Here is a 23,650-nt window from a genome sequence, read left to right as displayed (position 1 = left end):
GTACAGGCAGCTTAGAAATACGGGAAAGACTTCGGCGACGTCCTACCGAGGTTCACTGCCGTACAGGCAGCTTAGAAAGATCGGCAGCCGTGTACTTAACCGGCTCTACGGTTCACTGCCGTACAGGCAGCTTAGAAAATCTAGCCCCCGTGCAAGTCAGGTCCGTACATGTTCACTGCCGTACAGGCAGCTTAGAAACATTCGATGATCTCGTTAAGCTGGGCGTGATCGTTCACTGCCGTACAGGCAGCTTAGAAAATGATAGAAGCGAAGGCCGTCGCCACGTAAAGGTTCACTGCCGTACAGGCAGCTTAGAAAGGGCATCAATTCGGCATTGAAGGGCTGGAGGGGTTCACTGCCGTACAGGCAGCTTAGAAAGATGAATTCTTGAGTATCCGCACGCAGGTTATGTTCACTGCCGTACAGGCAGCTTAGAAAGTGAGCAAAACATGTCGAAGTTGGAGGAGATTGTTCACTGCCGTACAGGCAGCTTAGAAAAGCATCAGCGTAAGCCACCAGGCTTGTTCCCTGTTCACTGCCGTACAGGCAGCTTAGAAAACTGAGAACCTGTCCCATGGCTTCGGCTGGAAGTTCACTGCCGTACAGGCAGCTTAGAAAGCAAATTCATGTCGTTATACAAGCGGGAAGGGGTTCACTGCCGTACAGGCAGCTTAGAAAACTTCCCGGCGAGCGGCCCACCAGCAAAGCTCGTTCACTGCCGTACAGGCAGCTTAGAAAAGCATCAGCGTAAGCCACCAGGCTTGTTCCCTGTTCACTGCCGTACAGGCAGCTTAGAAAACTGAGAACCTGTCCCATGGCTTCGGCTGGAAGTTCACTGCCGTACAGGCAGCTTAGAAAGCAAATTCATGTCGTTATACAAGCGGGAAGGGGTTCACTGCCGTACAGGCAGCTTAGAAAGTTCTCCAGATAATTACGGATACGGTCGATAAGTTCACTGCCGTACAGGCAGCTTAGAAATAATACATTCATGAAAGCTATGCATTCTAACTCATCCATTCCTGTACTGATGGTTTTTATTATTTCTTTTCCGTGCATGATAGTAAAATGAAAGCTGTTCTCTCAGATTAATGAGTGTTTTGCATTACTTATCTTGAATTAGTTCTCAGTGTTTAAGTAAAAAAGCGTTATGATGTCTCCCTGAGTGCGTTGTATTCAATTACATGGATGTAATCTTTATGTTAATGCCTTCTGATTTAAAAACTATTCTTCATTCTAAACGAGCGAATATATATTATCTTCAATATTGCCGGGTGCTGGTTAATGGCGGAAGAGTGGAATATGTGACCGATGAAGGCAAGTCGTCACTTTACTGGAATATCCCCATCGCCAATACTACGGTTGTCATGTTAGGAACGGGAACCTCCGTCACTCAGGCAGCAATGAGAGAGTTTGCAAGGGCTGGCGTGCTGGTCGGGTTTTGTGGCAGTGACGGGACGCCCCTTTATTCAGGTAATGAAGTCGATATCGATGTGTCATGGATTACCCCGCAAAGCGAATATCGTCCAACAGAATATCTGCAGGACTGGATATCATTTTGGTTTGATGAAGACAAAAGGTTAATTGCCGCCAGGCGTTTTCAATATATTCGTCTACAGCAAATAGAACGCTACTGGTCAGGTGCCAAAATGTCGCGCGAAACGCGCTTTAACCCTCAGGCTGCAATATTAAAAGATAAGTTAGAACGTTTTCACGCCGGAATAGAAAAAGCCTCCAGCCATAATGAATTGATGCTGCAGGAAGCTCAACTCACTAAAGCCCTTTATAAATTAGCCAGTGATGCGGTGCAGTACGGTGACTTTACGCGTTCTAAACGTGGAGGAGGGACTGACGGCGCTAACCGTTTATTAGATCAAGGTAATTATCTGGCATACGGGCTCGCTGCGGTAGCAGCCTGGGTGACGGGAATACCGCATGGCCTCGCGGTGCTACACGGTAAGACACGGCGAGGTGGGCTGGTGTTTGATCTGGCTGATTTAATCAAGGATGCATTGATACTGCCGCAGGCCTTTATTGCCGCCATGGAAGGGGAGGATAACCAAACTTTCCGCCAGCGCTGTATTACCGGGTTCCAGCAGGCTGCCGCGCTTGATTTGATGATTGAAGCGCTGCAGGAGACGGCGGCGGCATTAAGGAGCGAGCGCGGATGAACGTCATGATTGTCTCGCAGTGCAGCAAAAAAGCGCGAGAGCAAAGCTGCCAGATCCTCGACCAGTTTGCTGAACGCAAAGGGGACGGCTGCTGGCAAACGATGATCACGCAGCAGGGGCTGGATACGCTCAGGCGTTTACTTCGCAAGAGCGCCCGCCGAAATACGGCCGTGGCCTGCCATTGGATCAAGAAAAGCGGGCAAACGGAGCTGCTGTGGATTGTCGGCAATCTTCGCCGGTTTAACGTTCACGGCTCGGTGCCGACTAATCGCACTTCGAGAGATATTCTGCGCAGCAAGCATGAATCTGGCTGGCGCAGCATCGAGTCCATTGCTGTTCTGGCCGCCATTGCCGGTCTGTTCCATGATTTTGGCAAAGCGGGGGCGTTGTTCCAGAAAGGATTAAAAAACGCCTCAGCCCGCGGCTATCAGCCGTTTCGCCACGAGTGGTTATCCGTGCGGTTGTTTCAGGCGCTGGTCGGGCAGCAAACCGATGAGCAATGGCTGGCGCAGCTCGGTGAACTGAAACCCGCCGATGAAAAAGCACTGCTTGCACAGCTCTATAAAGATACGCAGGAGCGTACGGAAAGCCCGTTTATTGGGTTGCCTCCGCTGGCGCAGGTTGTGGCCTGGCTTATTCTCTCCCATCACCGTTTACCACAATACTTAAGAAAAGATGCCCCCCCCAGTTTTGAACAGGATAACTGGCTGACGGCGCAGCTTAATGCCAACTGGAACTCATGTAATCACCTGAAGGATGACTGGTCAGCCCGGGATCTTAAAGACGTCTGGCGCTTCCCTGAGGGAACGCCGTTGCAGAGTAGCACCTGGCGTGAGAAGGCCCGGCAGTTGGCAAAGCGGGCCGCGCACGCGGTCTCTGTTTATGAATTTGGCAACATGGGTCAGGTTTTCACCTTACATATGGCGCGCCTGTCGCTCATGCTCGCCGATCATTTTTACTCTTCACAGATGCCTCTCACTGCGTGGCAGGATGCGGCTTATGCTGCCTGGGCGAACACCGAACAGGCAACGGGGCAGCTCAAGCAGAAGCTGGATGAGCACAATATTGGCGTTGCGCATCATGCGTTTTTATTAGGCAGGACGCTGCCAATTCTGCGTGAGCATTTACCGGCGATTACCCGGCATAAGGGCTTTCGTGAACGGGCGAAAGATCCTCGTTTTCACTGGCAAAACCGCGCGTGGGATGTGGCTCAAGGGCTGCGCGAACGAGCAGATCGGCAGGGGTTTTTCGGTATCAACATGGCTTCAACAGGCTGTGGCAAGACCTTCGCTAATGCACGAATTATGTATGGCTTATCTAATGAGGATAAAGGCTGCCGCTTTACCGTCGCACTGGGGCTACGCACCCTGACGCTGCAGACCGGAGATGCGCTTCGGGAAAAACTGAATCTGGGCGAGGACGATCTTGGCGTGTTAATCGGTTCTTCCGCCGTGCGCGAGCTGCATGACGATAAAAATAAAGAAGAAGATGATATCGATCGCAGCAGCGCTTCAGAAGAAGCGTTATTCGAAGGGCATCAGTATGTTCATTATGACGGCGTGATTAACCAGGGGCCGCTGCGTCAGCTGCTGGATCGCGATCCAAAGCTCAGCAAGCTTATCAACGCCCCGGTGCTGGTTTCGACAATCGACCATATTATGCCCGCGACAGAAGGAACGCGCGGTGGGAAGCAAATTGCGCCCATGCTGCGCCTGCTCACCAGCGACCTGGTGCTTGATGAACCCGATGATTTTGATATTGCCGATCAGCATGCGCTTTGCCGCCTGGTGAACTGGGCGGGAATGCTGGGGAGTCGAGTGCTGCTCTCTTCCGCGACGTTGCCGCCGTCGCTGGTATTGGCGCTTTACAGTGCTTATCTCTCCGGGCGAAAAGCCTTCCAGCAGGCCTGTGGTGAACCGGGGCAGCCGCTAAATGTCTGCTGTGCCTGGTTTGATGAGGATGAATCCTGCCCCGCTGAGTTTGGGGCTGCACAGTCTTTCTATGAGCACCATAATCAGTTCGTGCAGCGTCGGGCTAAAAGGCTGGCAGTGAAGCCGGTTCTCCGGGAGGCGAAACTGCTTCCCGTAAAGACGGCCGAGGGGGAAACGGCGTCGCTTGCTGCCACGCTGCAGCGCGAAATTCTTAGTTTGCATGCCAGCCATCATCAAAAGCATTCCAACGGAAAAATGGCCTCGCTGGGGCTGATGCGAATGGCGAATATTAATCCTCTGGTAGCGACGGCCAGGGCGTTGATGTCGCTCCCTTCGCCGGAAGGGTATTGTATTCATTACTGTATTTACCACAGCCAGCACCCGCTGCTGTTCCGTTCGCATATTGAAAAACGCCTGGACGCGGCGTTTTCTCGCCATGATGAGCAGGCGCTGTGGCGGCAGCCTGAAATTCAGAAAGCCATTGAGCAGAACGCGGCGATGCACCACCTATTTGTCGTGCTGGGAACATCTGTCATTGAGGTCGGCAGGGATTGGGATGCGGACTGGGGCATTGCAGAGCCCAGCTCAATGCGCTCGATTATCCAGTTTGCCGGCCGCATTCAGCGGCACCGGCAGCAAAAGCCGAACAGCGCTAATCTTCTAATCCTCACTAAGAATTTCAACGCATTACGATCGGGTACGCAAACAGCGGCCTACTGCAAGCCCGGCTTTGAAAACGAGACATACAGGCTGAGCAGCCACGATCTCGCCGATATCCTTCGCCCTGAGCAATATCAATTTGTAAATTCGGTGCCGCGCATTCTTGAGCCCGTTGAGCCTTATCGTAATCAGAAATCTTACCGCAATCTCAGCACCCTTGAGCACGGGCGCAGCTATGGCGATCTACTGGGAGCCATAGAGGCTAACAAACGGCCTCCGGCCGCGGCCTGGTGGCGCAAGAAAATTAGCTGGAGCAGCGAGCTGCAGAGGCTGACGCCATTCAGGCAGTCTCAGGCTGAAGAGCAGCTGTTTTTGTTTATGGCAGAAGAAGAGGACGAACCGACTTTCTGCTTGCTGGATGATAAGGGCTGGAAGGATGCGGGAGGAATCGACCCCGTTGAGCTGCCGCTTGCAGAGGGGGTTTGTGCCTGGCTGGAGAGTGATTATGCCACGGCGATGCTTGAGCTGGCGGAGCGTAAAAGCATGGAACTTCAACAGATCAGCCGCTTCTATGGCGAAATTAATTTACGGGTTAGCAAGCCGGGTGATACCGCCTGGCTTTATCACCCCTTGTTGGGCGTGTTCCGGGAACAGAACACGTAACTGGTTCAGGAGAATGTATGTCACAAAAGGAACTCACGACGTTTATCGTTGAATACATCGCAGGACGACGGCAAACCAAACTCGACGCCTTCGACAAAGATGCCGCTAAGCGCCTGGCGGCAGATAGCTCGCTAGAAAGTGAAATATTGCAGGAGCGCCGCGAGCTTGAGTTGCGCTATGCGCCCGGTAACTGGCTGACGGATGCGGCAAAGCGGGCAGGGCAAATCAGCCTTGTCACGCACGCCGCTAAATTCACCCACGGTGATTCCAAAAGCAGCAGTATTTTTACCGAAACCGGTGCAGTAGAAGGTTACCTTTCAACTTCAACGTTGAATAACCCGGCGGCTGATGCAGTGGGCAATGCTGCGGCGCTGGATATAGCGAAGTTGCTGCAAACCGAAGTGGACGGCGATTCTCTGCTGGCCTGTCTGAAGCGCAATGATGATTCACCACTGACGGCGCTGGCGGAAAATCCGCAGCAGCTTGCCGAGTGGCTGGAAGGATTTTCGCGGGCGCTGACGATAAAAGATCCCGTTTCCCATAAATTGGCCAAGCAGATCTATTTCCCCGTTGCCGAGGGCTATCACCTGTTGAGTCCGCTGTTTTCCAGTTCTCTGACTCATGCTTTACATCAAAAAATTGTTGCTCACCGTTTTAGTGAAGAGTCGAAAGCCGCCTGGCAGGCGCGCCGTAAGAATGAGTGGCATCCGGAAACGTTGGTGATGTTTCCCAACACCGCCGTGGTCAATTTTGGCGGTACAAAGCCGCAAAATATTTCTTTATTAAACAGTATTCGAGGCGGGCGTACGTGGCTGCTTCCTGCTCAGCCCCCCGCCTGGGAAGCTCAGGATAAAAAGCCGCCTGGCATGACCACCATCTTTGCTCCCGGCTCCTTTGAACGTGCGACAAGGCATGCCCGTCGTCGGCTGATTCATTTGTTGGCGAGTACCAGAAAAGACAACAACGTTCGCATCCGCCGGCAGTTAGATCGCGACGTCGATGAGATTATCGATCTGCTCTTCAATATTGCGGCCGGTATTCAGCGTGAAGAGTGGGCTGGCCGAACTCAGGACTCAGAATGTAAATTATCTGAACATCAGCGGCTGTGGCTCGACCCTTATCGGGCTGTTACCGACGAAGCTTTCCGGGCAGAGCGTGATAAAGGTGACTGGCAGAGGAAAGTGGCCGATGATTTTGCCCGCTGGCTGAACGGGCATCTTAAGGTAGGAGGAATAGGCGCGGAGCTGACAGAGCAAAAAGAGTGGCGAACAAAACCGCTGTTCCGCCAGCGCCTGCGCGAGATGGAACGCTCTTTCAGGAGATATCGCCATGAGTAAGCTTATCGTTTTACATCGCCTGAAGGTTGAAAATGCCAACGCCATTGCGGGGCTGACCTGGGGCTTCCCGGCAATAACTCACTTTCTGGGGTACACACATGCGCTCTCCAGAAAGCTTGAGGCCAGTCATGGGTTAACGCTGAGCGGGTGCGGCGTGGTTTGCCACAGTCATCAGGTGCATGCCCATACCTCCGGGCGTGATTATCAGTTTGCTTTAACCCGCAACCCGCTAACCCGTGAAGGAAAAACGGCCGCTTTTAATGAAGAAGGTCGTATGCATATGACGGTCTCTCTGCTGCTGGAATGCCACGGCGAGATTGCCAACGGCGATGCGGGATTCCGGGCTTTGGAAGAGCACATCGAAACGCTGTGTCAGACGCAAAAGCTGGCCGGTGGCTCTATTACGAGTATGCGTAACGTCTGCGTTCATGCGCTTACTGCTGCGAAAGACGCATGGCGAGAAGTGCGCTACAGCCTGATGCCTGGCTTTACTCTTCTCGACCGCTCGTCCTTGCTGGAGACTCATTTCCAGCAACTGCAACAGCAGCAGCCAGATGCGGACAAGCTTGATGCCTGGCTCGATTTCGCGGCGCTCAAAATGAAATCTGACGAATCAGGAAACTGGCAATACCTGCCAAAACCAGAGGCGGGTGGCTACCTGGTTCCTCTGATGACCGGCTGGCAGCGAATCTCTCCTCTTTATGAAGCCGGTACAGTCGCCAATGCGCGTGATACCGAGTCGCCGTTCTGCTTTGCCGAAGCGGTTTACGGCGTGGGGGAATGGCGTGGCATGCACAGAATTGCCACGCCTGAAGACGCATTCTGGCGCTATCGCACTACGGAAACTGGCTACTACTGTTGCGGCTCGCTTGTTCAGGAAGATGATGAACTGGAAGCCGATGAAGAGCTGGAAGCCGATGAACCTATTATTTTTGATGACATTTAAGGGACTATATCATGGCGAAAAATACGACGATTAAAACGGCTTCTGTACTGGCTTTTGAGCGCAAACTGGCGAACTCTGATGCGCTGTTATTTGCTGGTAACTGGCAGGGTAACGGCTGGCAGCCGGTAAAAGTTCAGGAGAAAGCTGTGCGGGGCACCATCTCCAACCGCTTAAAAAATGCGGTAGCCAGCGATCCTGCAAAGCTGGATGCCGAAATCCAGAAAGCCAACCTACAGCGTGTGGATGTATCTGCATTACCTGCGGACGCCGACACCTTAAAAATGGCCTTCAGCCTCCGCATTTTGGGTAACCTGGCCACGCCGTCGGTTTGTAACGATCGCGCTTATCAGGCTGAACTCGAAGGCGTGATTAATGGCTATATCGCGGAAAACGGTTTTGCTGAACTGGCGCTGCGTTATGCCTCAAACCTGGCCAATGGCCGCTTCCTGTGGCGTAACCGTGTGGGTGCAGAGCAGGTGAAAGTGGTCGTTAAAGGGAGTAAAACCTGGGAATTTAATGCACATGATTACTCGCTGCGTGACTTTGGCAATAAAGACGAATCACTGCAAGCGCTGGCGGCAGAAATTGAACTCGGCCTGAAGGGTGAGAGCTTTGTGTTGCTGAATGTTGAAGCTTATGTTCGCCTGGGGCAGGGGCAAGAAGTGTTCCCTTCTCAGGAACTGGTGCTGGATAGCAATAGCAGTAAGAGCAAAGTGCTGTATCAGGTGGACGGCGTTGCGGCTCTGCACTCCCAGAAGGTGGGCAACGCGCTCAGAACCATTGATACCTGGCATCCGCAGGTAGAAGCGCTCGGCGCTATTGCGGTGGAACCGTACGGCTCGGTCACCAGCCGTGGTGTGGCCTGCCGCCAGCCAAAAGAGAAAATGGACTTCTACACTCTGCTCGATAACTGGGTGACAAAAGGTGACAAGCCGTCGGTTGAACAGCAGCACTTTGTGATGGCCGTGCTGATCCGTGGCGGCGTGTTCGGCGAGAAAGCAGATTAAGGGCGGGCCTATGGACAGCTATCAGGATATCCGGGTTCTTCCGGACCCAGAGTTTAAGTCAACGATGCTGCTCTCAGCCTTATTTGCCAAACTGCACCGGGCGCTTGCGGCTCGCGAAGCAGGTGATATCGGCGTTAGTTTTCCTGAGCACAGCAAAACGCCGGGCGAGGTGCTGCGTCTGCACGGTGAACGCGCGGCACTTGAGGCTCTGGAGGCAACTGGCTGGCGTGCGGGCCTGAACGACTATTGTTTCAGCTCAGGTGTGCAGGCCGTTCCGGAAGTTAAGGGCTGGCGATGCGTGTCCCGTGTGCAGGTCAAAAGCAGCGCAGACAGGCTGCTGCGCCGCTCTGTGCGTAAGGGATGGATAACCGAGGAAGAAGCACAGCAGCGTATTTTAAATCAGCAGGATCAAAGCTCCAATCTGCCTTTTATACAGATGAAGAGTTTGTCTTCTAAGCAGGCATTTCGTTTATTTATCCTGCACGGGGAGCTATTACCCTCTCCGGTAGCGGGCAAATTTAGCCTCTATGGTTTAAGTTCCAAAGCGACCATTCCCTGGTTTTAATCTGTAATTCGGGCGGGAAACCGCCCGTTTTTTCTTCAACGTATTAATAGTTAACGCAGTTTAGATTTGAATGAGGAGCTTTTTATTTCATTCACTACTGTGCAGGTAGTTTAGAAAATGCGGTAGGTCGTTGTGTAGTAAAGCATAGCAATGTTCATTCTTTGAATTTTGGGCAATACCGTGAATGATCATGTGTTTTATTTGCATCGTATTCATTACAATTTTTGATTTTAAGCCCTATTATGTAACGTATAGGTTACTGGGGGATTAAATGAAAATCACTATTACCATGTCTGATTTAGCGATAGCTAAAGAACTGTATGAACGTCTTGAAGGCCTAAGGAAAGCAAAAGGGTTGTCTCAAGATGCTTTGGTAGAGAACCTTGGTATTAGCAGGCCGACCTATGCAAGGCTTAAAAGAGGAACCTGTAGTCTCGGAACGTTTATCGGTGTGCTACGTGAGCTCAATCTACTTGAGAGTTTGGAGGTTCTGGTCCCGACTCCTACTGTGCGCCCCTCTGAAATAATCAAGGCCAAAACGAGCAGAAAAAGAAATCACCGGCAGTCTGTTCTTAAGACTCCTGGCACAAAGACGGAATATCGTTCAGTGAAAGATATGCTTGCTAATCGTAAAAAAAATAAGGTTACGGAATGATAGCGAATTCTTGTGAAGTTCTGTTCGACGGAATTCTTATAGGGTATCTGGCATACACCGATGATAGCGGGGTGGCTACGTTTGAATACACTAAAGAATGGCAAAAAGATGGATTTAGCCTGTCGCCATTATACCTGCCCTTGAGCGATGCCACTTTCACCTTTCCTGCACTTTCGTGGGACACTTATCGTGGTTTACCGGCTGTATTTGCAGACTCTTTACCTGATGATTTTGGTAATGCCCTGATTAATGCCTGGTTGGCCGCTGAAGGTATGGATAAATCACAGTTTCAAGCAATAGATCGGTTGTTATACACGGGCACCCGTGGAATGGGGGCGTTAGAGTACCAGCCAACAACTGGCCCTCAAGATGTTCAAAGTGAACCAGTATTGATCACCGAACTTATAAGCATCGCCCAAAAAGTACTGGACTCGCGAGATGAACTTCAATTAACCGACCGTGAAGAATCTTCCATGGCTAAGCTGCTTCAGATAGGTACCTCTGCAGGTGGAGCAAGGGCAAAAGCTGTGGTGGCAATAAATGAAAGTAGAACTGAGATTCGCTCTGGCCAGGTTGAGGCTCCGGAAGGGTTTCAGCATTATTTGCTGAAGTTTGATGGTGTGGTTGAACACAGGTCTGATACGCAAACCTTTGGAGATCCCAGAGGATATGGCGTGATGGAGTATGTTTACTACCTGATGGCAACTCAGGCTGGCATAAAAATGTCGCATTGCGAATTACTGCGGGAAAAAAATACCAACAGAGCTCACTTCATGACGGAGAGGTTCGATCGGTTTGACGGCCAGAAATATCATGTACTTAGTTTATGCGGAATAGCCCATGCTGATTTCAGGAAACCTGGAATATACAGCTATGAAGAAATGCTGTCCGTTGCGCGGCAACTAGAGCTTTCTTATAAAGAGCAGGAACAGCTTTACCGGCGAATGGTCTTCAATGTCATTGCGCGAAACCATGATGACCACACAAAAAACTGGTCTTTTATGGTTAATGACGATTTTAAATGGACGTTAGCGCCCGCTTTTGATGTTGCATGGAGCTTCAAAGAAAATTCTCCGTGGGTGAATACCCATCAGCTATCAATTGCCGGGAAACGTGATAATTTTCATATAGATGATATGTTATCTGTGGCTAAAAACATCACTGGTCTTCGTCCCTCCAAAGCCAGGAGTATCATTGAAGAAACAATCGCTGTCGTGTCTCAGTGGCGTGAGTTAGCTGAATCCGAAGGGGTTCCTGAGACTTTGCGTGAAGAAGTATGGAATTCACTTCGTCTTGAGTGGTAATGTTTACGATGCGAAATATACTCAAAATGCTATTTTGGCATCGTATTCGATGCGGATTATTGCGTAGCGCAATGCATTGAATGCCAGAACTCAAATGTTAAAACATTTGTCATGAAGTGATCTTGTTTTACTGTCGCACAGGCAGAGTCGAAGCCATCGCTATGAGCATCCTTAGGCATGTTCACTGCCGCACAGGCAGCTTAGAAACATCACTCCGGACACGGCTGCGCTGAAAGCATGCTCACTGCCGTACAGGCAGTTCAAACCAGCAAGAGCGGCACGGAGAAACTGGTTCCCGTGTCGCCCCTGCATTCCCTCACGCCAGCTTCAGCACTCTGTCCAGTGACCAGCGGCCTGCGCCGCGGGCGATAATCAGCAGCAGCAAACCGCCCCAAACCAGGTGCGTAGGCCATGCATCCGGGTAGACAAAAATCTCAATCACCAGCGTCATAAACAGCAGGCCTGCGGCGGCGAAGCGTGAAAACAGGCCCAGCACCAGCAGAACAGGGAAGGTGTGCTCGGCAAACGTGGCGAGGTGTGCGGCGATGTTATAGGGGATGAGCGGCAGCGCGTATTCGGTGCGGAACAGCTCGTAGGTGGACGGTTTTAGCGTCATAAATCCCGTCACTTTGGTGCGGCCAGACAGGAAAAACACCGCAGCAATGCCTACGCGGGCGACAAGTAACAGCACGCTATCGCTGACGCCTGTCTGAAGCCGGTTCCAGAGTCTATTCCACAGCGAGCGAACGCCCTGCTCCGTCATTTTTTGTTCAGATACTTTCATCATTTAACCTCAAAGAGTGTGATTAAGATGCGGCGAATACGCCGCTGCTAAGCATGTTGCTGAAAAAGGGGCCGAGGGCGAGGGTTGGCTCGGCAACCAGGGCCTGTTCGCTGGCCTGGTCAAGGGTTGCTCCCTGGCGGCAGGCGGTCAGAAAAACCGCGCCTCCCTGGCTTAAGGGTTCGGCAAAAATTTGCTGCTGACGGCGAACCAGCAGGGCGCCTTCCCCCTGCCAGTGAATCGTCTCCGGCGTTGCTGTCTGATAGCGGTTGAATGCCCAGAGCGTGAACACCGGCAGCGTGGCATGCCAGTACCAGCGAACGCTGGCCCGCAGCGGTAATGAACGGGTGCCTAACGTCTCCGGAGGAATATTTGCCAGCGTATGTACATCCAACGGGGCCGAAGACTCAGCGCAAAACACCTCCAGCCAGAGCCTGTCCAGCTCCGCTACCGCGCTTAAATACGGCAGCTCGCGGGCTGGTGGATAAACGGCGATAAAAGCAGGGAATGCATCGCCGTAGCGAATTAATTCCCCTCCGCGCGGCGGTTGTTCAAGCGCGTAGCCGCACGCCATTTCACGGAAAAAGTCGCGGCCGGTAAGCCGTGAAACGCTGGGGAAGTTAGCCTCCAGAGCGTCCACGCAGGCTTTGATCACGCCGTTGCGGTAAACGGCCATGCCTGGCTGGTGCTGAAAATGGCTAAGCCCGGATCGAGCCTCACCATATAACAGGCCAATAAACGCCTCGTGATAGCGGCTTAAGGTGTTACTCATTCGGTGGCTCCCAGCGTGTCGATGATGTGCTGCGCGCGCTGCTGTTCGGCCAGCAGCTCATCGAACGACGGCAGGTTGTCATCCCGTTCGATAAGCGTGGGTTTTGCTCCCGCGCGCTGGATCAGATGCGCATAAAGCAGCCAGACTTCTTCACAAACCGACCGATCGTGGCTATCAATCAGCAAATGGCTGCCGCCTTCGTCGGCGCTAAAGCCCGCCAGGTGGATCTCGGTGATACGTTCGGTCGGGAAGCGGTCCAGCCAGGCCACTGCATCAAACTCGAGATTGTGGGCGCTCAGCCAGACGTTATTCAGATCCAGCAGCAGGCCGCATCCGCTCCGGCGGCTGACTTCGTCGAGAAATTCGATTTCATCCCACTCGTGTTCCGGCATTTGCAAATAATGCGTCGGGTTTTCCAGTGAAATCTGGCGGCCCAGCGCATCCTGCACGCGGTTGATATTATCTATGACGCGGTTCAGTACCCGGGTGGTTCTCGGCACCGGCAGCAGGTCGGGGTAATAAACCCCGTTCCAGCGCGACCAGGCGAGGTGCTCTGAAACGAGCGCGGGTTTGATGTCGGTCACTAACGCTCTTAGCTGCGCGAGCAATTGAGCGTCCGGCGGTTCGTCTGCAGCCAACGAGAGCGAAACGCCGTGCAGGGAGATCTGATGCTGCTGGCGAATGGCCGCCAGCCACTCTCTGCGCGGGCCACCCGCCATGAGATAATTTTCACTGTGAACCTCGAACCAGAGGGTTGATGGACTGGCCCAGGCGTCGGCGTAATGCTCAGGCTTAAGGCCTAACCCGGCGCCCAAATTGATAGTCATCGTCATGTGAGTGGCCCTTTTATTAACCTTCGGTCAGCGAGCCGTGGCCATTTGGCGTTTGGATCGATGTGCAGGTGCCCGCCGGCACCATTTTGTAGGCATTTTTTTGGTAATCGACTTTAGAAGTCCCTGCGCAGGTGGTGCCCGCGCCGGCCTTGCAGTCGTTGTCTGCTGCCTTGGCAATACCAAAACAGCGCTCAAGGTTTGGCCCGGTTAATTCAGCGGCAAAAGAGGCCGCGCTGAAAGAAACCAAAGACAGGGCAATAGCGGACATAGCAATACGGTTCATCGTGTTCTCCAGATAATTAAAATGAATTTAGCAACGGTAAATAATCGGCTAATTATTGAGAGCGTTATTTCCTCCTTATTAAATAAGGCGAGTTAATTCCCCGAAGTAATATTCACGGCTTTAAAGATCGTGCGGGCGACATTTCTCGGGTCATAAAGCATCGGCACGTGGCTGACCGGCAGTTCAGTGACGTGAGCATGGATTTTCTTCGCCATTGCCCGCTCCAGATCCGGGTTAATCATCCGGTCATTGCTGCCGACCAGGAACCAGCTTGGCTTCTGCTGCCAGGCGGCGGTGGTCACTTTTTCGGTGAAGCTTGCGGCGGCAATCGGCATCTGGGTGATGCCGATAATGTTCTGCGCTTCAGGCGTCGCATCCTGGGCAAAGTCGGTGGCGACGGCCTTCGGGTCGAGGCTCAGGAAGCCGTCCGCGCCCTTGATGATTTTTGCGCTGCCAGGCGGGGCGGGGAAGCTGTTAGCCAGGTCGGCCGTTGACTGGCCTGGCGACGGCGCAAAGGCGTTGATGTACACCAGCCCTTTAACTTTCGGGTCGTTGCCCGCCTCGGTAATCACCGTGCCGCCCCAGGAATGACCGACCAGAATAACGTCACCTTTGGCGCGGGCGATGGCGCGTTTGGTCGCCGCTACGTCATCTTTCAGCGACGTGAGCGGGATTTGCGCGGTGATGATTTCGTAATGGCGCGTTTGCAGCACGGGGATCACCTGCTCCCAGCTGCCGGTGGCATCGGCGAAGGCGCCGTGCACTAACACGATGGTGTGCTGCGTTTCCGCCTGGGCGGCAAAGCCGGTCATCAGGCTAGCCGCAGCCAGCGCCAGCAGCGTTTTACGCGTGGGTTTCATTTCATTTTCCTGTTTTAGGGGGAGGGAATAAATCAGCGGTAAATATCGGCGCTGCCGAAGTAGCTGTTGTTGCCGCCGGCGGAGACAACTCGCCAGGCGCTGGCGCCAGCTTTCTCCGCTTTCTGAGCCAGTTTTTCATTGAGCTGCTCGAGGGACAGCGTGGTGCTCTCGCTTTCAGTGACGGTGCCAATTTTTACCAGGCCCTGGGCGCTATGAACTTCTTTGGCAGCAAAAGCGGGTGCTACGGCAGCGGCAAGTACGAGCGGGAGAATAACGTTGCGGAACAGTTTCATCATAAGCCTCACATATCAGGTCGTTGAACACGTTGCCGCCTGCAGGTGGCGGATGCGCTTATTTAACGCCTGGTTTGTATGTGGGCTGTGTCAGGTGGTGAGGGATTTGTTTTGTTGTTTAGCTGAGCTCGGTGTGGATACAAAACAACACAATTCTTTTGCGTTGTGCCGGGTGAACCCCTCTTCCATGGCGGAAGAGGGGGAACGAGCGGTTACTTCAGACCTTCGCGATTCTCTTTTTTGGCCTCTTCGGCCTCGATAGCGCGATACCAGCGTGGGTGGTGCTTCTTCGCCCAGCGGCGGCTGACTTTGCCGACGATCATGCCCTTAACCGATCCTTTCACCCAAAACGCCATGTACATATGGATCAGGATGGCGTGGATCAGAATAATGGCCGACGCCGCGTGGATAAGCAGGCTGTAGCGAATCATCCACATCGGGAAGTAGTGCGCGAACCACGGCCGCCAGATAATAATCCCGGTCACCAGCAGCACGAAAATCATGCTCATAATGCTCCAGAACATCATCTTCTGCCCGGCGTTGTACTTGCCCACGTCCGCCACTTTATGCTCGTTGCCTTTCAGCACCTCAACAATGCCTTTCAGCCAGGGTAAATCCTGCTTATCGGGAATGTTGTGATGCACGAAGCGCACGAACATAAACATCAGCGCCACAAAAATAGCCACGCCGAAGAACGGATGCAAAATACGCCCCATCTGCGGTGTGCCGAAGGTTTCCGTCAGCCATTGCAGCGTCGGGAAGAACAGCGCGATGCCGGACAGCGACACGAGGAAGAAGCAAATCACTACCGTCCAGTGACAGGCACGGTCGATGAATTTCGTTCTGACAATCATCTTACTCATGCTTATCCTCCTCGTCTTCGTCCACCTCTTCGTTCGGGCCAATGCCGATATAGTGGAAAATCAATGCGCCGAAGGTGGCGACAAACCCCGCCGCCGACAGCGGTTTCAGAATGCCTTTCCACAGGTTGATTGGGGTATCAATCTTCGGCTCTTTCGGCAGGTTGTGGTACAGCTCCGGCCTGTCAGCATGGTGCAGCACGTAAACCACGTGCGTGCCGCCCACGCCCTGCGGGTTATAAACGCCCGCATTTTCGAAGCCGCGTTTTTTCAGCTTCTCAACGCGCTGGTCTGCCATTTCCAGCATCTCCAGGCGGGTGCCAAAGTGAATCGCGCCGGTTGGGCAGGTTTTCACGCAGGCAGGCTCCTGGCCGACGCTCACGCGGTCAACGCACAGGGTGCATTTATAAACGCGGTTATCGTCTTTGTTCAGGCGAGGCACGTTGAACGGACAGCCCGCGATGCAGTAGCCGCAGCCGATGCAGTGCTCGGACTGGAAGTCCACGATGCCGTTGGCGTACTGAATAATCGCCCCGGCGGACGGGCAGGCTTTGAGGCAGCCCGGATCCTCGCAGTGCATACAGCCATCTTTGCGGATGAGCCATTCCAGCTTGCCGTTTTCACGGGTTTCTGAAAAACGCATCAGCGTCCAGGACTTGGCGCTCAGGTCGGCGGGGTTATCGTAAACCCCCACGCAGTGGCCGACTTCGTCGCGGATGTCGTTCCACTCCGAGCAGGCAACCTGGCAGGCCTTGCAGCCGATACAGCTTGTGACATCGATGAGCTTGGTAACTTCTTCCTTGAAGTCACGCGCCCGCGGCGGCGGCGTGAAGCTGTTGGTCGCCGAGCGTTTGATAATATCCTGAGATTGCATGGACATTGTTTTCTCCCTTACGCCTTCTCAATGTTGACCAGAAACGCCTTGTACTCCGGCGTTTGCGAGTTGGCGTCGCCTATCGACGGCGTCAGGGTATTGGCGAGATAGCCCTTGCGTGCCGCCCCTTCAAAGCCCCAGTGCAGCGGAATACCGACGGTTTCGATTTCCTGGCCGCCCGCGTGCAGGGTTTGCAGGCGCGGCGTCACCACGGCCACGGCTTTAATAAAGCCGCGTTTGCTGCTGACTTTCACCCAGTCGCCGTGCGCAATGCCTTTGGCCTTCGCCAGCCCTTCGCTTATTTCAACGAACTGCTCCGGCTGCACGATGGCGTTAAGCCGCGCGTGCTTGGTCCAGGTGTGGAAGTGCTCGGTCAGGCGATAAGTCGTGCCGACATACGGGAACTGCTGCCTGCGGCCCATGCGCTTCGCGTCCGCCTCGTACAGGCGTGCCGCCGGGTTGGAAACCACGTTCGGGTGCAGCGGGTTGGTGCCCAGCGGCGTTTCGAACGGCTCGTAGTGCTCCGGGAACGGTCCTTCGGCCAGCTTGTCGAGTGCGAACAAGCGCCCCAGGCCTTCCTGCTGCATGATGAACGGCCCCACGCCGCTGTCCGGGGCGGCGGTGCTGAAGTCTGGAATATCGTTCCCGACCCATTTCGTACCGTTCCACTGGATCAGCATGCGCTTCGCGTCCCACGGTTTCCCCTGCAGGTCTGCCGAGGCGCGGTTGTACAGCACGCGGCGGTTCATCGGCCACGCCCACGCCCAGCCCAGCGTATTGCCCAGCCCGGACGGATCCGCGTTGTCGCGGTTCGCCATCTGGTTGCCTTTGCTGGTCCAGCTCCCGGCGTAAATCCAGCAGCCGGAGGCGGTAGAGCCGTCGTCACGCAGCAGTGCGAAGGAGTCCAGCAGCTGGCCTTTTTTCGCCTGCAGGTTGCCGTTGGCGTCAAACAAATCTTCCAGCGCGTAGCCGTTGCTCTCTTTGGCGATCTCTTCGGACTCGGGATGAGCCGGCTGGTGGTAGTCCCAGCGCATTTTCATCAGCGGCTCAACGCCTTTGCCGCCTTCGGCCTGGTACATCTGGCGCAGGCGGTGGTAAAGCCCGGCAAGAATTTCGCCGTCGTTAAGCGCTTCGCCCGGTGCATCCGCGCCTTTCCAGTGCCACTGCAGCCAGCGGCCGGAGTTGGCGATGGAACCATCTTCTTCTGCAAAGCAAGTGGACGGCAGGCGGAACACTTCGGTCTGGATCTTCGTCGGGTCGACGTCGTTCATCTCGCCGTGGTTCTGCCAGAAGTTGGAGGTTTCCGTCACCAGCGGATCGATAACCACCATGTACTTCAGCTTGCTCAGGCTGGCGACAACCTTGTTTTTATCCGGGAATGAGGCGACGGGGTTAAAGCCCTGGCACAGGTAGCCGGTCACGAGATTGCGATCCATCATGTCGAAGTACTTCAGCACGTCGTAGGCCTGATCCCACTTCGGCAGCCAGTCAAAGCCCCAGCCGTTTTCCTTCTGCGCTTCGTCGCCGTAAAACGCTTTCATCAGGCTGACGAAGAACTTCGGATAGTTACTCCAGTAGTTAACCTGGCCCGGCAGCGTGGCTTTTGGCGTGTTGGTTGCGAGGTAGCCCTCGAGCGTGGTTTGCTTCTCGGACGGCAAAGACAGGTAGCCCGGCAGGCTGGTGGACAGCAGGCCGAGGTCGGTCAGACCCTGAATGTTGGAGTGACCACGCAGCGCGTTGACGCCGCCGCCCGCCATGCCCATGTTACCCAGCAGCAGCTGGATCATCGCCATGGTGCGGATGTTCTGCGCGCCCACGGTGTGCTGAGTCCAGCCCAGCGCGTACAGGAACGTGGTGGTGCGGTCCACCGCGCTGGTTGAGGCCAGCACTTCGCACACTTTCAGGAAGTCCGCCTGCGGCGTGCCGCAGATATGCTCGACGACATCCGGCGTGTAGCGTGCAACGTGCTCTTTGAGCAGGTTCCACACGCAGCGTGGGTCGGTCAGCGTGTCGTCACGCTTCGCAAAGCCGTTTTCGTCGAACTGGTAGTTCCAGCTGGTTTTGTCGTACTGGCGCTTTTCTTCGTCGTAGCCGCTGAACAGGCCGTCGTCAAAGCTAAAGTCTTCGCGCACCAGCAGGGCCGCATTGGTGTAGTGTTTGACGTATTCTGCGTTGATTTTGTTGTTAGAAATCAGGTACAGAATGACGCCCGACAGGAAGGTAATGTCGGTGCCGGAGCGGATTGGCGCGTAGATATCCGCCACCGAAGCGGTGCGGGTAAAGCGCGGGTCGACCACAATCAGCGTGGCGTCGTTGTTGTTTTTGGCTTCCATCGCCCAGCGGAAACCGACCGGGTGGGCTTCAGCGGCGTTGCCGCCCATCACCATCACCACGTTGGCGTTTTTGATATCAACCCAGTGGTTGGTCATCGCACCGCGACCAAATGTTGGAGCAAGACTTGCTACCGTTGGTCCGTGTCAGACGCGCGCCTGGTTATCTACCGCCAGCATGCCCAGCGAGCGGGCAAACTTCTGGGTCAACATGCCGGTTTCGTTGCTGGCCGCCGAAGCGCACAGCATGCCGGTGGAAAGCCAGCGGTTGACCGTCACATCCTGCTCATTTTTCTCAATGAAGTTCGCATCACGGTCATCTTTCATCAGGCGGGCGATGCGAGAGAACGCGTCTTCCCAGCTGATGCGCTGCCATTTATCGGAACCTGGGGCGCGGTATTCCGGGTAGCGAAGGCGGCTATCGCTGTGAATATAGTCGAGCAGCCCTGCGCCTTTCGGGCACAGAGCGCCGCGGTTTACCGGGTGGTCCGGGTCCCCTTCAATATGGAAAATGCTGGATTTGGCATTTTTCGAGCCGTCTCCGAGGCTATACATTAATAATCCACAGCCAACAGAACAGTAAGTACAGCTATTGCGGGTTTCTTTCGCGCGCAGCAGCTTGTAGTTGCGCGTCTCCGCCAGCGCGGCTTTTGGGGCAAAGCCCAGCACCGCCGCCGTTGTACCTGCCATTCCGCCGGCGCAGATTTTGAAAAACTTCCTGCGACTGACGTTCATCGTCACCTCATTGTTACGACGTTTTTTGTGCGGGCGAAAATAGCAGCTATAGCCATTCAGATATTGCGTGAAATCAACTCGATAAACATTGGGTAGACGATTACCCCTTTAGTGTTAGCGGTTATTGGGCCGAAATAATACCTGCGTGTATCAGGCAAATAGAGAGGGAGGAGTAGGGGAATGGTACTTTGAGCGGTGCCGTTTATTCAGAAAACGGCACCTTAACTTTGGGGTTCAGATGCGGGTAATCGAGAACCAACGGCGCCAGATAAAACGTAGCAGGTAATACTCGACAGTGCCCAGCACAAGGAACCATATGCAAAACAGGATAACGTAGAGCTGGCTGAGATCGACGAGGTGGAAGGTGTCGATGAGCTTTTGCGCCAGCGTCAGCGTTAACGCCGGAGCCGGCAGCAGCAGGCACGAAAGAAAGGCCAGCAGCAAAATGCCGCCCGCGCTCAATAGCGCTTGATGTGGATGGTTCATGACGTTGTTAGCCTGAAGTTAAAAGGCTATTGTCCGGGAAACGGCAGTCGGGTGCAAATGAACATGCCGGCAGCTAACGGGGGCAAAGGTTCGTTTATCAGACTATGTATTGAAATATGAAATTTAGTCGTGGGGAAATAAAATTTCCGCATGCGGAATAATATATTCTTTTAACATGGAATGTTTATTTCCATTTCGTTTTTGGTATTGCGGGAGATTTATATTTTAGAAGTTGATGTGTTTGTTTTACTCGTCTGTTTTTATTGGTTTTTATTTCTTTTTATGGTGTGTTTATTATTTGTGTGTTGTGTTTTTATTCAGCCAAAAGCCTTTTTAAGGTATCATTGTTGTATGTTTAGTGAAGCTGTTTTTATTTGTTATAAATAAGTAATTATATTGTCTTTCTGCCTTCACTTATTTACACGTTTAATATCGATGCGGCTGATTTACTAATCAGGCTGCTCAATTTATAGATTGAGAAACTCCACATGTCCCACGCTCGTATGAAATTCGCCATTGATGATGGCTCCACCAACGTAAAAATCAGCTGGATTGAGAACGGTATTCTCAAGACGGTGGTGTCCCCGAATTCGTTCCGTAAAGACTGGAAAAGTGCGGCCCTGCTGCGCGGGCAGAAAGTGTTTAACTACACTATCGGCACCACCAAATACACCTACGATGCCACTTCTGACAAGGCGCTCTCCACCACGCACATTGACTATCAATATGACGATTTAAACCTGCTGGCCGTGCACCATGCGCTGCTGCAAACCGGGCTCGAGGCCTGCGATGTCGAGGTGGTCGTTACGCTGCCGATTACGCAGTTTTATAACCCGGACGACTGCCAGCGCAACGAAGAGCGCATTGAGGCTAAGCGTCAGAACCTGATGCGCGAGATCTCGTTGAATAAAGGAGAGCTGTTTAAAATCGTCGGCGTGGAAGTGATGCCGGAAAGCCTGCCAGCCGCGCTGTCTCACCTGCTGGACTCTGACGCCAGCGAGTTTACCAAATCTCTGGTCATCGACTGCGGTGGAACGACGCTGGATATGGGGGTGATTGTCGGTGAATTTGACGACGTCTCTGCTATTTACGGCAACAACGAAATCGGCGTGGCGATGGTCACGGATGCAACCCGCAAGGCGCTGGCTGCGGCAGACAGCGACTCAAGCTATCTGGTGGCAAACGAGCTGATCAAACGTCGCGACGACATGGCGTTTGTGAAAAGCGTGGTGAACGATGAAAGCCGTATTACCGATATTTTGCAGCGCATTGAGATAAAAATCACCGAACTGGGCGATCAGGTCGCCTATGAAGCGAAGAAGTTTGCCAAAAATCCAAACCGCGTTTACCTGGTTGGCGGCGGCGCGCCGCTGATTGAGTCCGCCATCCGCGAAGCTTATTCCACGTTGGGTGAAAGGGTGGTGATGATTGATAAGCCGCAAAGCGCGCTTTCCCGGGAAATCTGCCTCTACCATTCTGACTCCGGCGCAGAATCCGTTGCAGAACCGGTGCTGCTTGAGGTAGAGGACAATGCATAACAGCCGGACGAAGCGGGTTAACTTCTCGCTTCATCTTCGCCCGGATGATTCGCAGGCCGACCAGCGCGCTTTTTCTGAGTTACGGCAATGGCATGAAGGGCTAAAGCAGAGCGGGCGATCGCGCGAAGATATGGCCATGGAGATGCGTGGGTTCCATCGTCACGTCTATCTGGCAGGCCTTCAGCTTCAGCGGCTGAGCCCCCGTGCGTGCGGGCACATTGCTGAATCTATCGGCAGGGACTTGCTAACCCTGCCGGAACTGATGGATGAGCTAAGCGCCGGCGGGCTTTTACCTGAAGGGACTTTGACCCGGGCAGCCGCGAGCGAGCATTTTTCTGAGCAGCAGTTAGAGCAGTTACAGCTGCTGCTGGAAACAGTGAAGCCCGCTCCGGCGAAAAAAACCTCTCGTGCTGAGAAGGACAATGCGGCAGAGCTTGCCCGTTTGCGGGAAGAAATCGAAAAAATGAATCACCTGCTGGAGCAGCAAAATAGCCAGCTGCAGCAGCTGCGGCGCGGTGAACCAGGCGCTGCGCCAGTGGAAGCCTCTCGTGGAGGCAGCGAAGAGGTGGCATTAAGCGAAGTGGCGGCTTCGGCAGAAAAAATGAAAAAGATTCGCCAGAAAGGCATTTTCTGAAGCCGGGAAGGTGAAGCGGCCTCTGCGCACAGAGGCCATGAGCATCAGTTAAAAACGTCGCCCAGCAGGCCGTACATCTTCGCGAAAGCACGTTTTGTCACTTCCGGGTGGTACTTCGCCACGCCTTCAACATTGGCGCCAGGATCGGTGAACGAGTGAACTGCTCCGGCGTAGCTAACCAGCTGCCAGTCTACCGACGCAGCGTTCATCTCGCTGACGAACCCGGCGAGCTGCTCGCGCGGCACGAGCGGATCTTCCGCGCCGTCCAGCACCAGAAGAGAAGCTTTGATCTCGCCCGCTGCGTGGGTTTTCAGGGTATCCAGCGTGCCGTGGAAAGAGACGGCCGCTTTGATATCCGCTCCGCTTCTTGCCAGCTCCAGCGCGCAGTGCCCGCCGAAACAGAAGCCCGCAACCGCCAGCTTGCTGCCGTCGACAGCCGCCGTTTTCTGTGCGGCCAGCGCTTGCAGCGCGGCCTGCATGCGGCCCACTTCTGCTGGCGTATCTTTAACTTCCATCATCAGGGCACCGGCTTCATCGGCGTTGGTCGGGCGCTTGCCCTGGCCGTAAAGATCGGCGACCAGCACAACGTATCCCTGCGCGGCAATCCCTTTAGCCTGTTCAACTGCACCGGCGCTCACGCCCATCCAGTTTGGGGCGATCAGAATGCCCGGGAGCGCAGCGCTGTGGTTTGCCTGATAGACCAGCGCGCCTTCAAAGGTTTGCTTATCGACCTGGTAAGTGACAGGTGTTGAAATAATTTCTGACATCAGGATTAACCCCTAAATAAATTTTATAGGTTTGCAGGTGAGCGTAATTAATTCCACATCGGTCAGTTGTTAGCAATTTATTAAATTTTCAAACGCATGAATTGCTATTTTATTTAATTAAAAAATCGTTTATTTGTTAGCGATAAATACTTTTTGTGAATAATTGTGATTTTTAGTTTTACGCTCTTAGCGATTATTAAACTGCGCTAATAAAAGCGCAGTTATTCCTGATTGCGAGATGCTGAAAGGCGGGTTAGTCCTGGTACATCAAGTCCTGATATAGCCCGGCCAGCACGCCGCCGGGCTGAAATTGCTGTTTGATCCAGCGGGTCACCTGGCCTGTCGCCGCGTGCTGGGTGGCGAGTAAC

General features: G+C 53.7%; 21 protein-coding genes, 1 pseudogene and 1 CRISPR repeat array. Of the genes and pseudogenes, 10 read left to right on the top strand and 12 right to left on the bottom strand.

Annotated elements, in window-relative coordinates; genetic code table 11:
• Window positions 1–50: 50 nt before the first annotated feature.
• A CRISPR array of direct repeats spans window positions 51–978; the repeat unit is 28 nt; unit sequence GTTCACTGCCGTACAGGCAGCTTAGAAA.
• A gap of 218 nt (window positions 979–1,196) precedes the next feature.
• From cas1f to HX778_RS23030, 8 genes are all read left to right on the top strand, one after another.
• Complete coding sequence (cas1f, locus tag HX778_RS23065; RefSeq protein WP_176983172.1) at window positions 1,197–2,168, top strand: type I-F CRISPR-associated endonuclease Cas1f; 972 nt, start codon at window positions 1,197–1,199, stop codon at window positions 2,166–2,168.
• Window positions 2,165–5,422, top strand: coding sequence for a type I-F CRISPR-associated helicase Cas3f (gene cas3f / locus HX778_RS23060; protein WP_176983171.1), 3,258 nt, complete (start codon window positions 2,165–2,167; stop codon window positions 5,420–5,422). The genes cas1f and cas3f overlap by 4 nt, the downstream gene beginning before the upstream one ends.
• 17 nt (window positions 5,423–5,439) lie before the next feature.
• Window positions 5,440–6,759, top strand: coding sequence for a type I-F CRISPR-associated protein Csy1 (csy1, locus tag HX778_RS23055; protein ID WP_176983170.1), 1,320 nt, complete (start codon window positions 5,440–5,442; stop codon window positions 6,757–6,759).
• Window positions 6,752–7,705 carry a type I-F CRISPR-associated protein Csy2 gene (gene csy2 / locus HX778_RS23050; RefSeq protein WP_176983169.1) on the top strand — a complete coding sequence of 318 codons (954 nt, stop codon included), beginning with the start codon at window positions 6,752–6,754 and terminating at the stop codon, window positions 7,703–7,705. The genes csy1 and csy2 overlap by 8 nt, the downstream gene beginning before the upstream one ends.
• A gap of 11 nt (window positions 7,706–7,716) precedes the next feature.
• The gene (gene csy3, locus HX778_RS23045; protein WP_176983168.1) at window positions 7,717–8,712 is read left to right on the top strand and encodes a type I-F CRISPR-associated protein Csy3; all 996 of its coding nucleotides are present in this window, start codon (window positions 7,717–7,719) and stop codon (window positions 8,710–8,712) included.
• 10 nt (window positions 8,713–8,722) lie between these two features.
• Window positions 8,723–9,277: a type I-F CRISPR-associated endoribonuclease Cas6/Csy4 gene (gene cas6f / locus HX778_RS23040; protein ID WP_176983167.1), complete on the top strand. Its 555-nt coding sequence runs from the start codon at window positions 8,723–8,725 to the stop codon at window positions 9,275–9,277.
• A gap of 271 nt (window positions 9,278–9,548) precedes the next feature.
• Window positions 9,549–9,932 (top strand): helix-turn-helix domain-containing protein, encoded by a 384-nt coding sequence (locus HX778_RS23035; protein WP_176983166.1) that lies wholly within the window; start codon window positions 9,549–9,551, stop codon window positions 9,930–9,932.
• Window positions 9,929–11,236 (top strand): type II toxin-antitoxin system HipA family toxin, encoded by a 1,308-nt coding sequence (locus HX778_RS23030; protein WP_176983165.1) that lies wholly within the window; start codon window positions 9,929–9,931, stop codon window positions 11,234–11,236. Before HX778_RS23035 ends, HX778_RS23030 begins: the two co-directional genes overlap by 4 nt.
• Before the next feature lie 316 nt (window positions 11,237–11,552).
• On the opposite strand, the gene HX778_RS23025 is transcribed toward HX778_RS23030, so the two are convergent.
• The 10 genes from HX778_RS23025 to HX778_RS22980 form a co-directional block, all read right to left on the bottom strand.
• Window positions 11,553–12,023 (bottom strand): DoxX family protein, encoded by a 471-nt coding sequence (locus HX778_RS23025; protein WP_255483495.1) that lies wholly within the window; start codon window positions 12,021–12,023, stop codon window positions 11,553–11,555.
• A gap of 19 nt (window positions 12,024–12,042) precedes the next feature.
• Complete coding sequence (locus tag HX778_RS23020; RefSeq protein ID WP_176983164.1) at window positions 12,043–12,789, bottom strand: DNA-binding domain-containing protein; 747 nt, start codon at window positions 12,787–12,789, stop codon at window positions 12,043–12,045.
• Window positions 12,786–13,622, bottom strand: coding sequence for a DUF692 domain-containing protein (locus tag HX778_RS23015; protein WP_176983163.1), 837 nt, complete (start codon window positions 13,620–13,622; stop codon window positions 12,786–12,788). Before HX778_RS23015 ends, HX778_RS23020 begins: the two co-directional genes overlap by 4 nt.
• A gap of 16 nt (window positions 13,623–13,638) precedes the next feature.
• Window positions 13,639–13,905 (bottom strand): DUF2282 domain-containing protein, encoded by a 267-nt coding sequence (locus HX778_RS23010; protein ID WP_039300972.1) that lies wholly within the window; start codon window positions 13,903–13,905, stop codon window positions 13,639–13,641.
• Window positions 13,906–13,997: 92 nt separating this feature from the next.
• Window positions 13,998–14,765 carry an alpha/beta fold hydrolase gene (locus HX778_RS23005; protein WP_038474975.1) on the bottom strand — a complete coding sequence of 256 codons (768 nt, stop codon included), beginning with the start codon at window positions 14,763–14,765 and terminating at the stop codon, window positions 13,998–14,000.
• A 32-nt stretch (window positions 14,766–14,797) separates the two neighbouring features.
• Complete coding sequence (locus HX778_RS23000) at window positions 14,798–15,061, bottom strand: DUF1471 domain-containing protein (RefSeq protein ID WP_370527413.1); 264 nt, start codon at window positions 15,059–15,061, stop codon at window positions 14,798–14,800.
• 209 nt (window positions 15,062–15,270) lie between these two features.
• Complete coding sequence (fdnI, locus tag HX778_RS22995; RefSeq protein ID WP_038482885.1) at window positions 15,271–15,927, bottom strand: formate dehydrogenase-N subunit gamma; 657 nt, start codon at window positions 15,925–15,927, stop codon at window positions 15,271–15,273.
• A complete protein-coding gene (gene fdxH / locus HX778_RS22990) occupies window positions 15,914–16,798 on the bottom strand; it encodes a formate dehydrogenase subunit beta (protein WP_176983162.1) in 885 nt (294 codons plus the stop codon). Before fdxH ends, fdnI begins: the two co-directional genes overlap by 14 nt.
• An 11-nt stretch (window positions 16,799–16,809) precedes the next feature.
• A complete protein-coding gene (fdnG, locus tag HX778_RS22985; protein ID WP_176983161.1) occupies window positions 16,810–19,857 on the bottom strand; it encodes a formate dehydrogenase-N subunit alpha in 3,048 nt (1,015 codons plus the stop codon).
• A 234-nt stretch (window positions 19,858–20,091) separates the two neighbouring features.
• Window positions 20,092–20,343 (bottom strand): DUF1158 family protein, encoded by a 252-nt coding sequence (locus HX778_RS22980; protein WP_038474967.1) that lies wholly within the window; start codon window positions 20,341–20,343, stop codon window positions 20,092–20,094.
• A gap of 488 nt (window positions 20,344–20,831) precedes the next feature.
• Between HX778_RS22980 and parM the strand changes: the two genes are divergently transcribed.
• Together parM and HX778_RS22970 are read left to right on the top strand one after the other, a co-directional pair.
• Window positions 20,832–21,881, top strand: a complete 1,050-nt coding sequence (parM, locus tag HX778_RS22975) for a plasmid segregation protein ParM domain-containing protein (RefSeq protein WP_176983160.1) — start codon at window positions 20,832–20,834, stop codon at window positions 21,879–21,881.
• Window positions 21,874–22,515, top strand: a complete 642-nt coding sequence (locus HX778_RS22970; protein WP_176983159.1) for a hypothetical protein — start codon at window positions 21,874–21,876, stop codon at window positions 22,513–22,515. The genes parM and HX778_RS22970 overlap by 8 nt, the downstream gene beginning before the upstream one ends.
• A gap of 44 nt (window positions 22,516–22,559) precedes the next feature.
• Here the strand turns inward: HX778_RS22970 and HX778_RS22965 are convergent, their stop codons facing one another.
• Together HX778_RS22965 and HX778_RS25225 are read right to left on the bottom strand one after the other, a co-directional pair.
• Window positions 22,560–23,282, bottom strand: coding sequence for a dienelactone hydrolase family protein (locus HX778_RS22965; RefSeq protein ID WP_038474960.1), 723 nt, complete (start codon window positions 23,280–23,282; stop codon window positions 22,560–22,562).
• Window positions 23,283–23,535: 253 nt separating this feature from the next.
• Window positions 23,536–23,650: pseudogene (locus tag HX778_RS25225) on the bottom strand (LysR family transcriptional regulator); the annotation flags it as partial.

This window comes from Cedecea sp. P7760, from assembly GCF_013386425.1.
Classification (GTDB): Bacteria; Pseudomonadota; Gammaproteobacteria; order Enterobacterales; family Enterobacteriaceae; genus Cedecea; species Cedecea selenatireducens.
Note: the sequence above shows the minus strand (reverse complement) of the source record. Positions and strands in the feature narration are given on the sequence as shown.

Coding starts and splice junctions, on each gene's coding strand:
- cas1f (WP_176983172.1), top strand. CDS start 1,197: ATGTTAATGCCTTCTGATTTAAAAACTATTCTTCATTCTAAACGAGCG.
- cas3f (WP_176983171.1), top strand. CDS start 2,165: ATGAACGTCATGATTGTCTCGCAGTGCAGCAAAAAAGCGCGAGAGCAA.
- csy1 (WP_176983170.1), top strand. CDS start 5,440: ATGTCACAAAAGGAACTCACGACGTTTATCGTTGAATACATCGCAGGA.
- csy2 (WP_176983169.1), top strand. CDS start 6,752: ATGAGTAAGCTTATCGTTTTACATCGCCTGAAGGTTGAAAATGCCAAC.
- csy3 (WP_176983168.1), top strand. CDS start 7,717: ATGGCGAAAAATACGACGATTAAAACGGCTTCTGTACTGGCTTTTGAG.
- cas6f (WP_176983167.1), top strand. CDS start 8,723: ATGGACAGCTATCAGGATATCCGGGTTCTTCCGGACCCAGAGTTTAAG.
- HX778_RS23035 (WP_176983166.1), top strand. CDS start 9,549: ATGAAAATCACTATTACCATGTCTGATTTAGCGATAGCTAAAGAACTG.
- HX778_RS23030 (WP_176983165.1), top strand. CDS start 9,929: ATGATAGCGAATTCTTGTGAAGTTCTGTTCGACGGAATTCTTATAGGG.
- HX778_RS23025 (WP_255483495.1), bottom strand. CDS start 12,023: ATGATGAAAGTATCTGAACAAAAAATGACGGAGCAGGGCGTTCGCTCG.
- HX778_RS23020 (WP_176983164.1), bottom strand. CDS start 12,789: ATGAGTAACACCTTAAGCCGCTATCACGAGGCGTTTATTGGCCTGTTA.
- HX778_RS23015 (WP_176983163.1), bottom strand. CDS start 13,622: ATGACGATGACTATCAATTTGGGCGCCGGGTTAGGCCTTAAGCCTGAG.
- HX778_RS23010 (WP_039300972.1), bottom strand. CDS start 13,905: ATGAACCGTATTGCTATGTCCGCTATTGCCCTGTCTTTGGTTTCTTTC.
- HX778_RS23005 (WP_038474975.1), bottom strand. CDS start 14,765: ATGAAACCCACGCGTAAAACGCTGCTGGCGCTGGCTGCGGCTAGCCTG.
- HX778_RS23000 (WP_370527413.1), bottom strand. CDS start 15,061: ATGATGAAACTGTTCCGCAACGTTATTCTCCCGCTCGTACTTGCCGCT.
- fdxH (WP_176983162.1), bottom strand. CDS start 16,798: ATGTCCATGCAATCTCAGGATATTATCAAACGCTCGGCGACCAACAGC.
- HX778_RS22980 (WP_038474967.1), bottom strand. CDS start 20,343: ATGAACCATCCACATCAAGCGCTATTGAGCGCGGGCGGCATTTTGCTG.
- parM (WP_176983160.1), top strand. CDS start 20,832: ATGTCCCACGCTCGTATGAAATTCGCCATTGATGATGGCTCCACCAAC.
- HX778_RS22970 (WP_176983159.1), top strand. CDS start 21,874: ATGCATAACAGCCGGACGAAGCGGGTTAACTTCTCGCTTCATCTTCGC.
- HX778_RS22965 (WP_038474960.1), bottom strand. CDS start 23,282: ATGTCAGAAATTATTTCAACACCTGTCACTTACCAGGTCGATAAGCAA.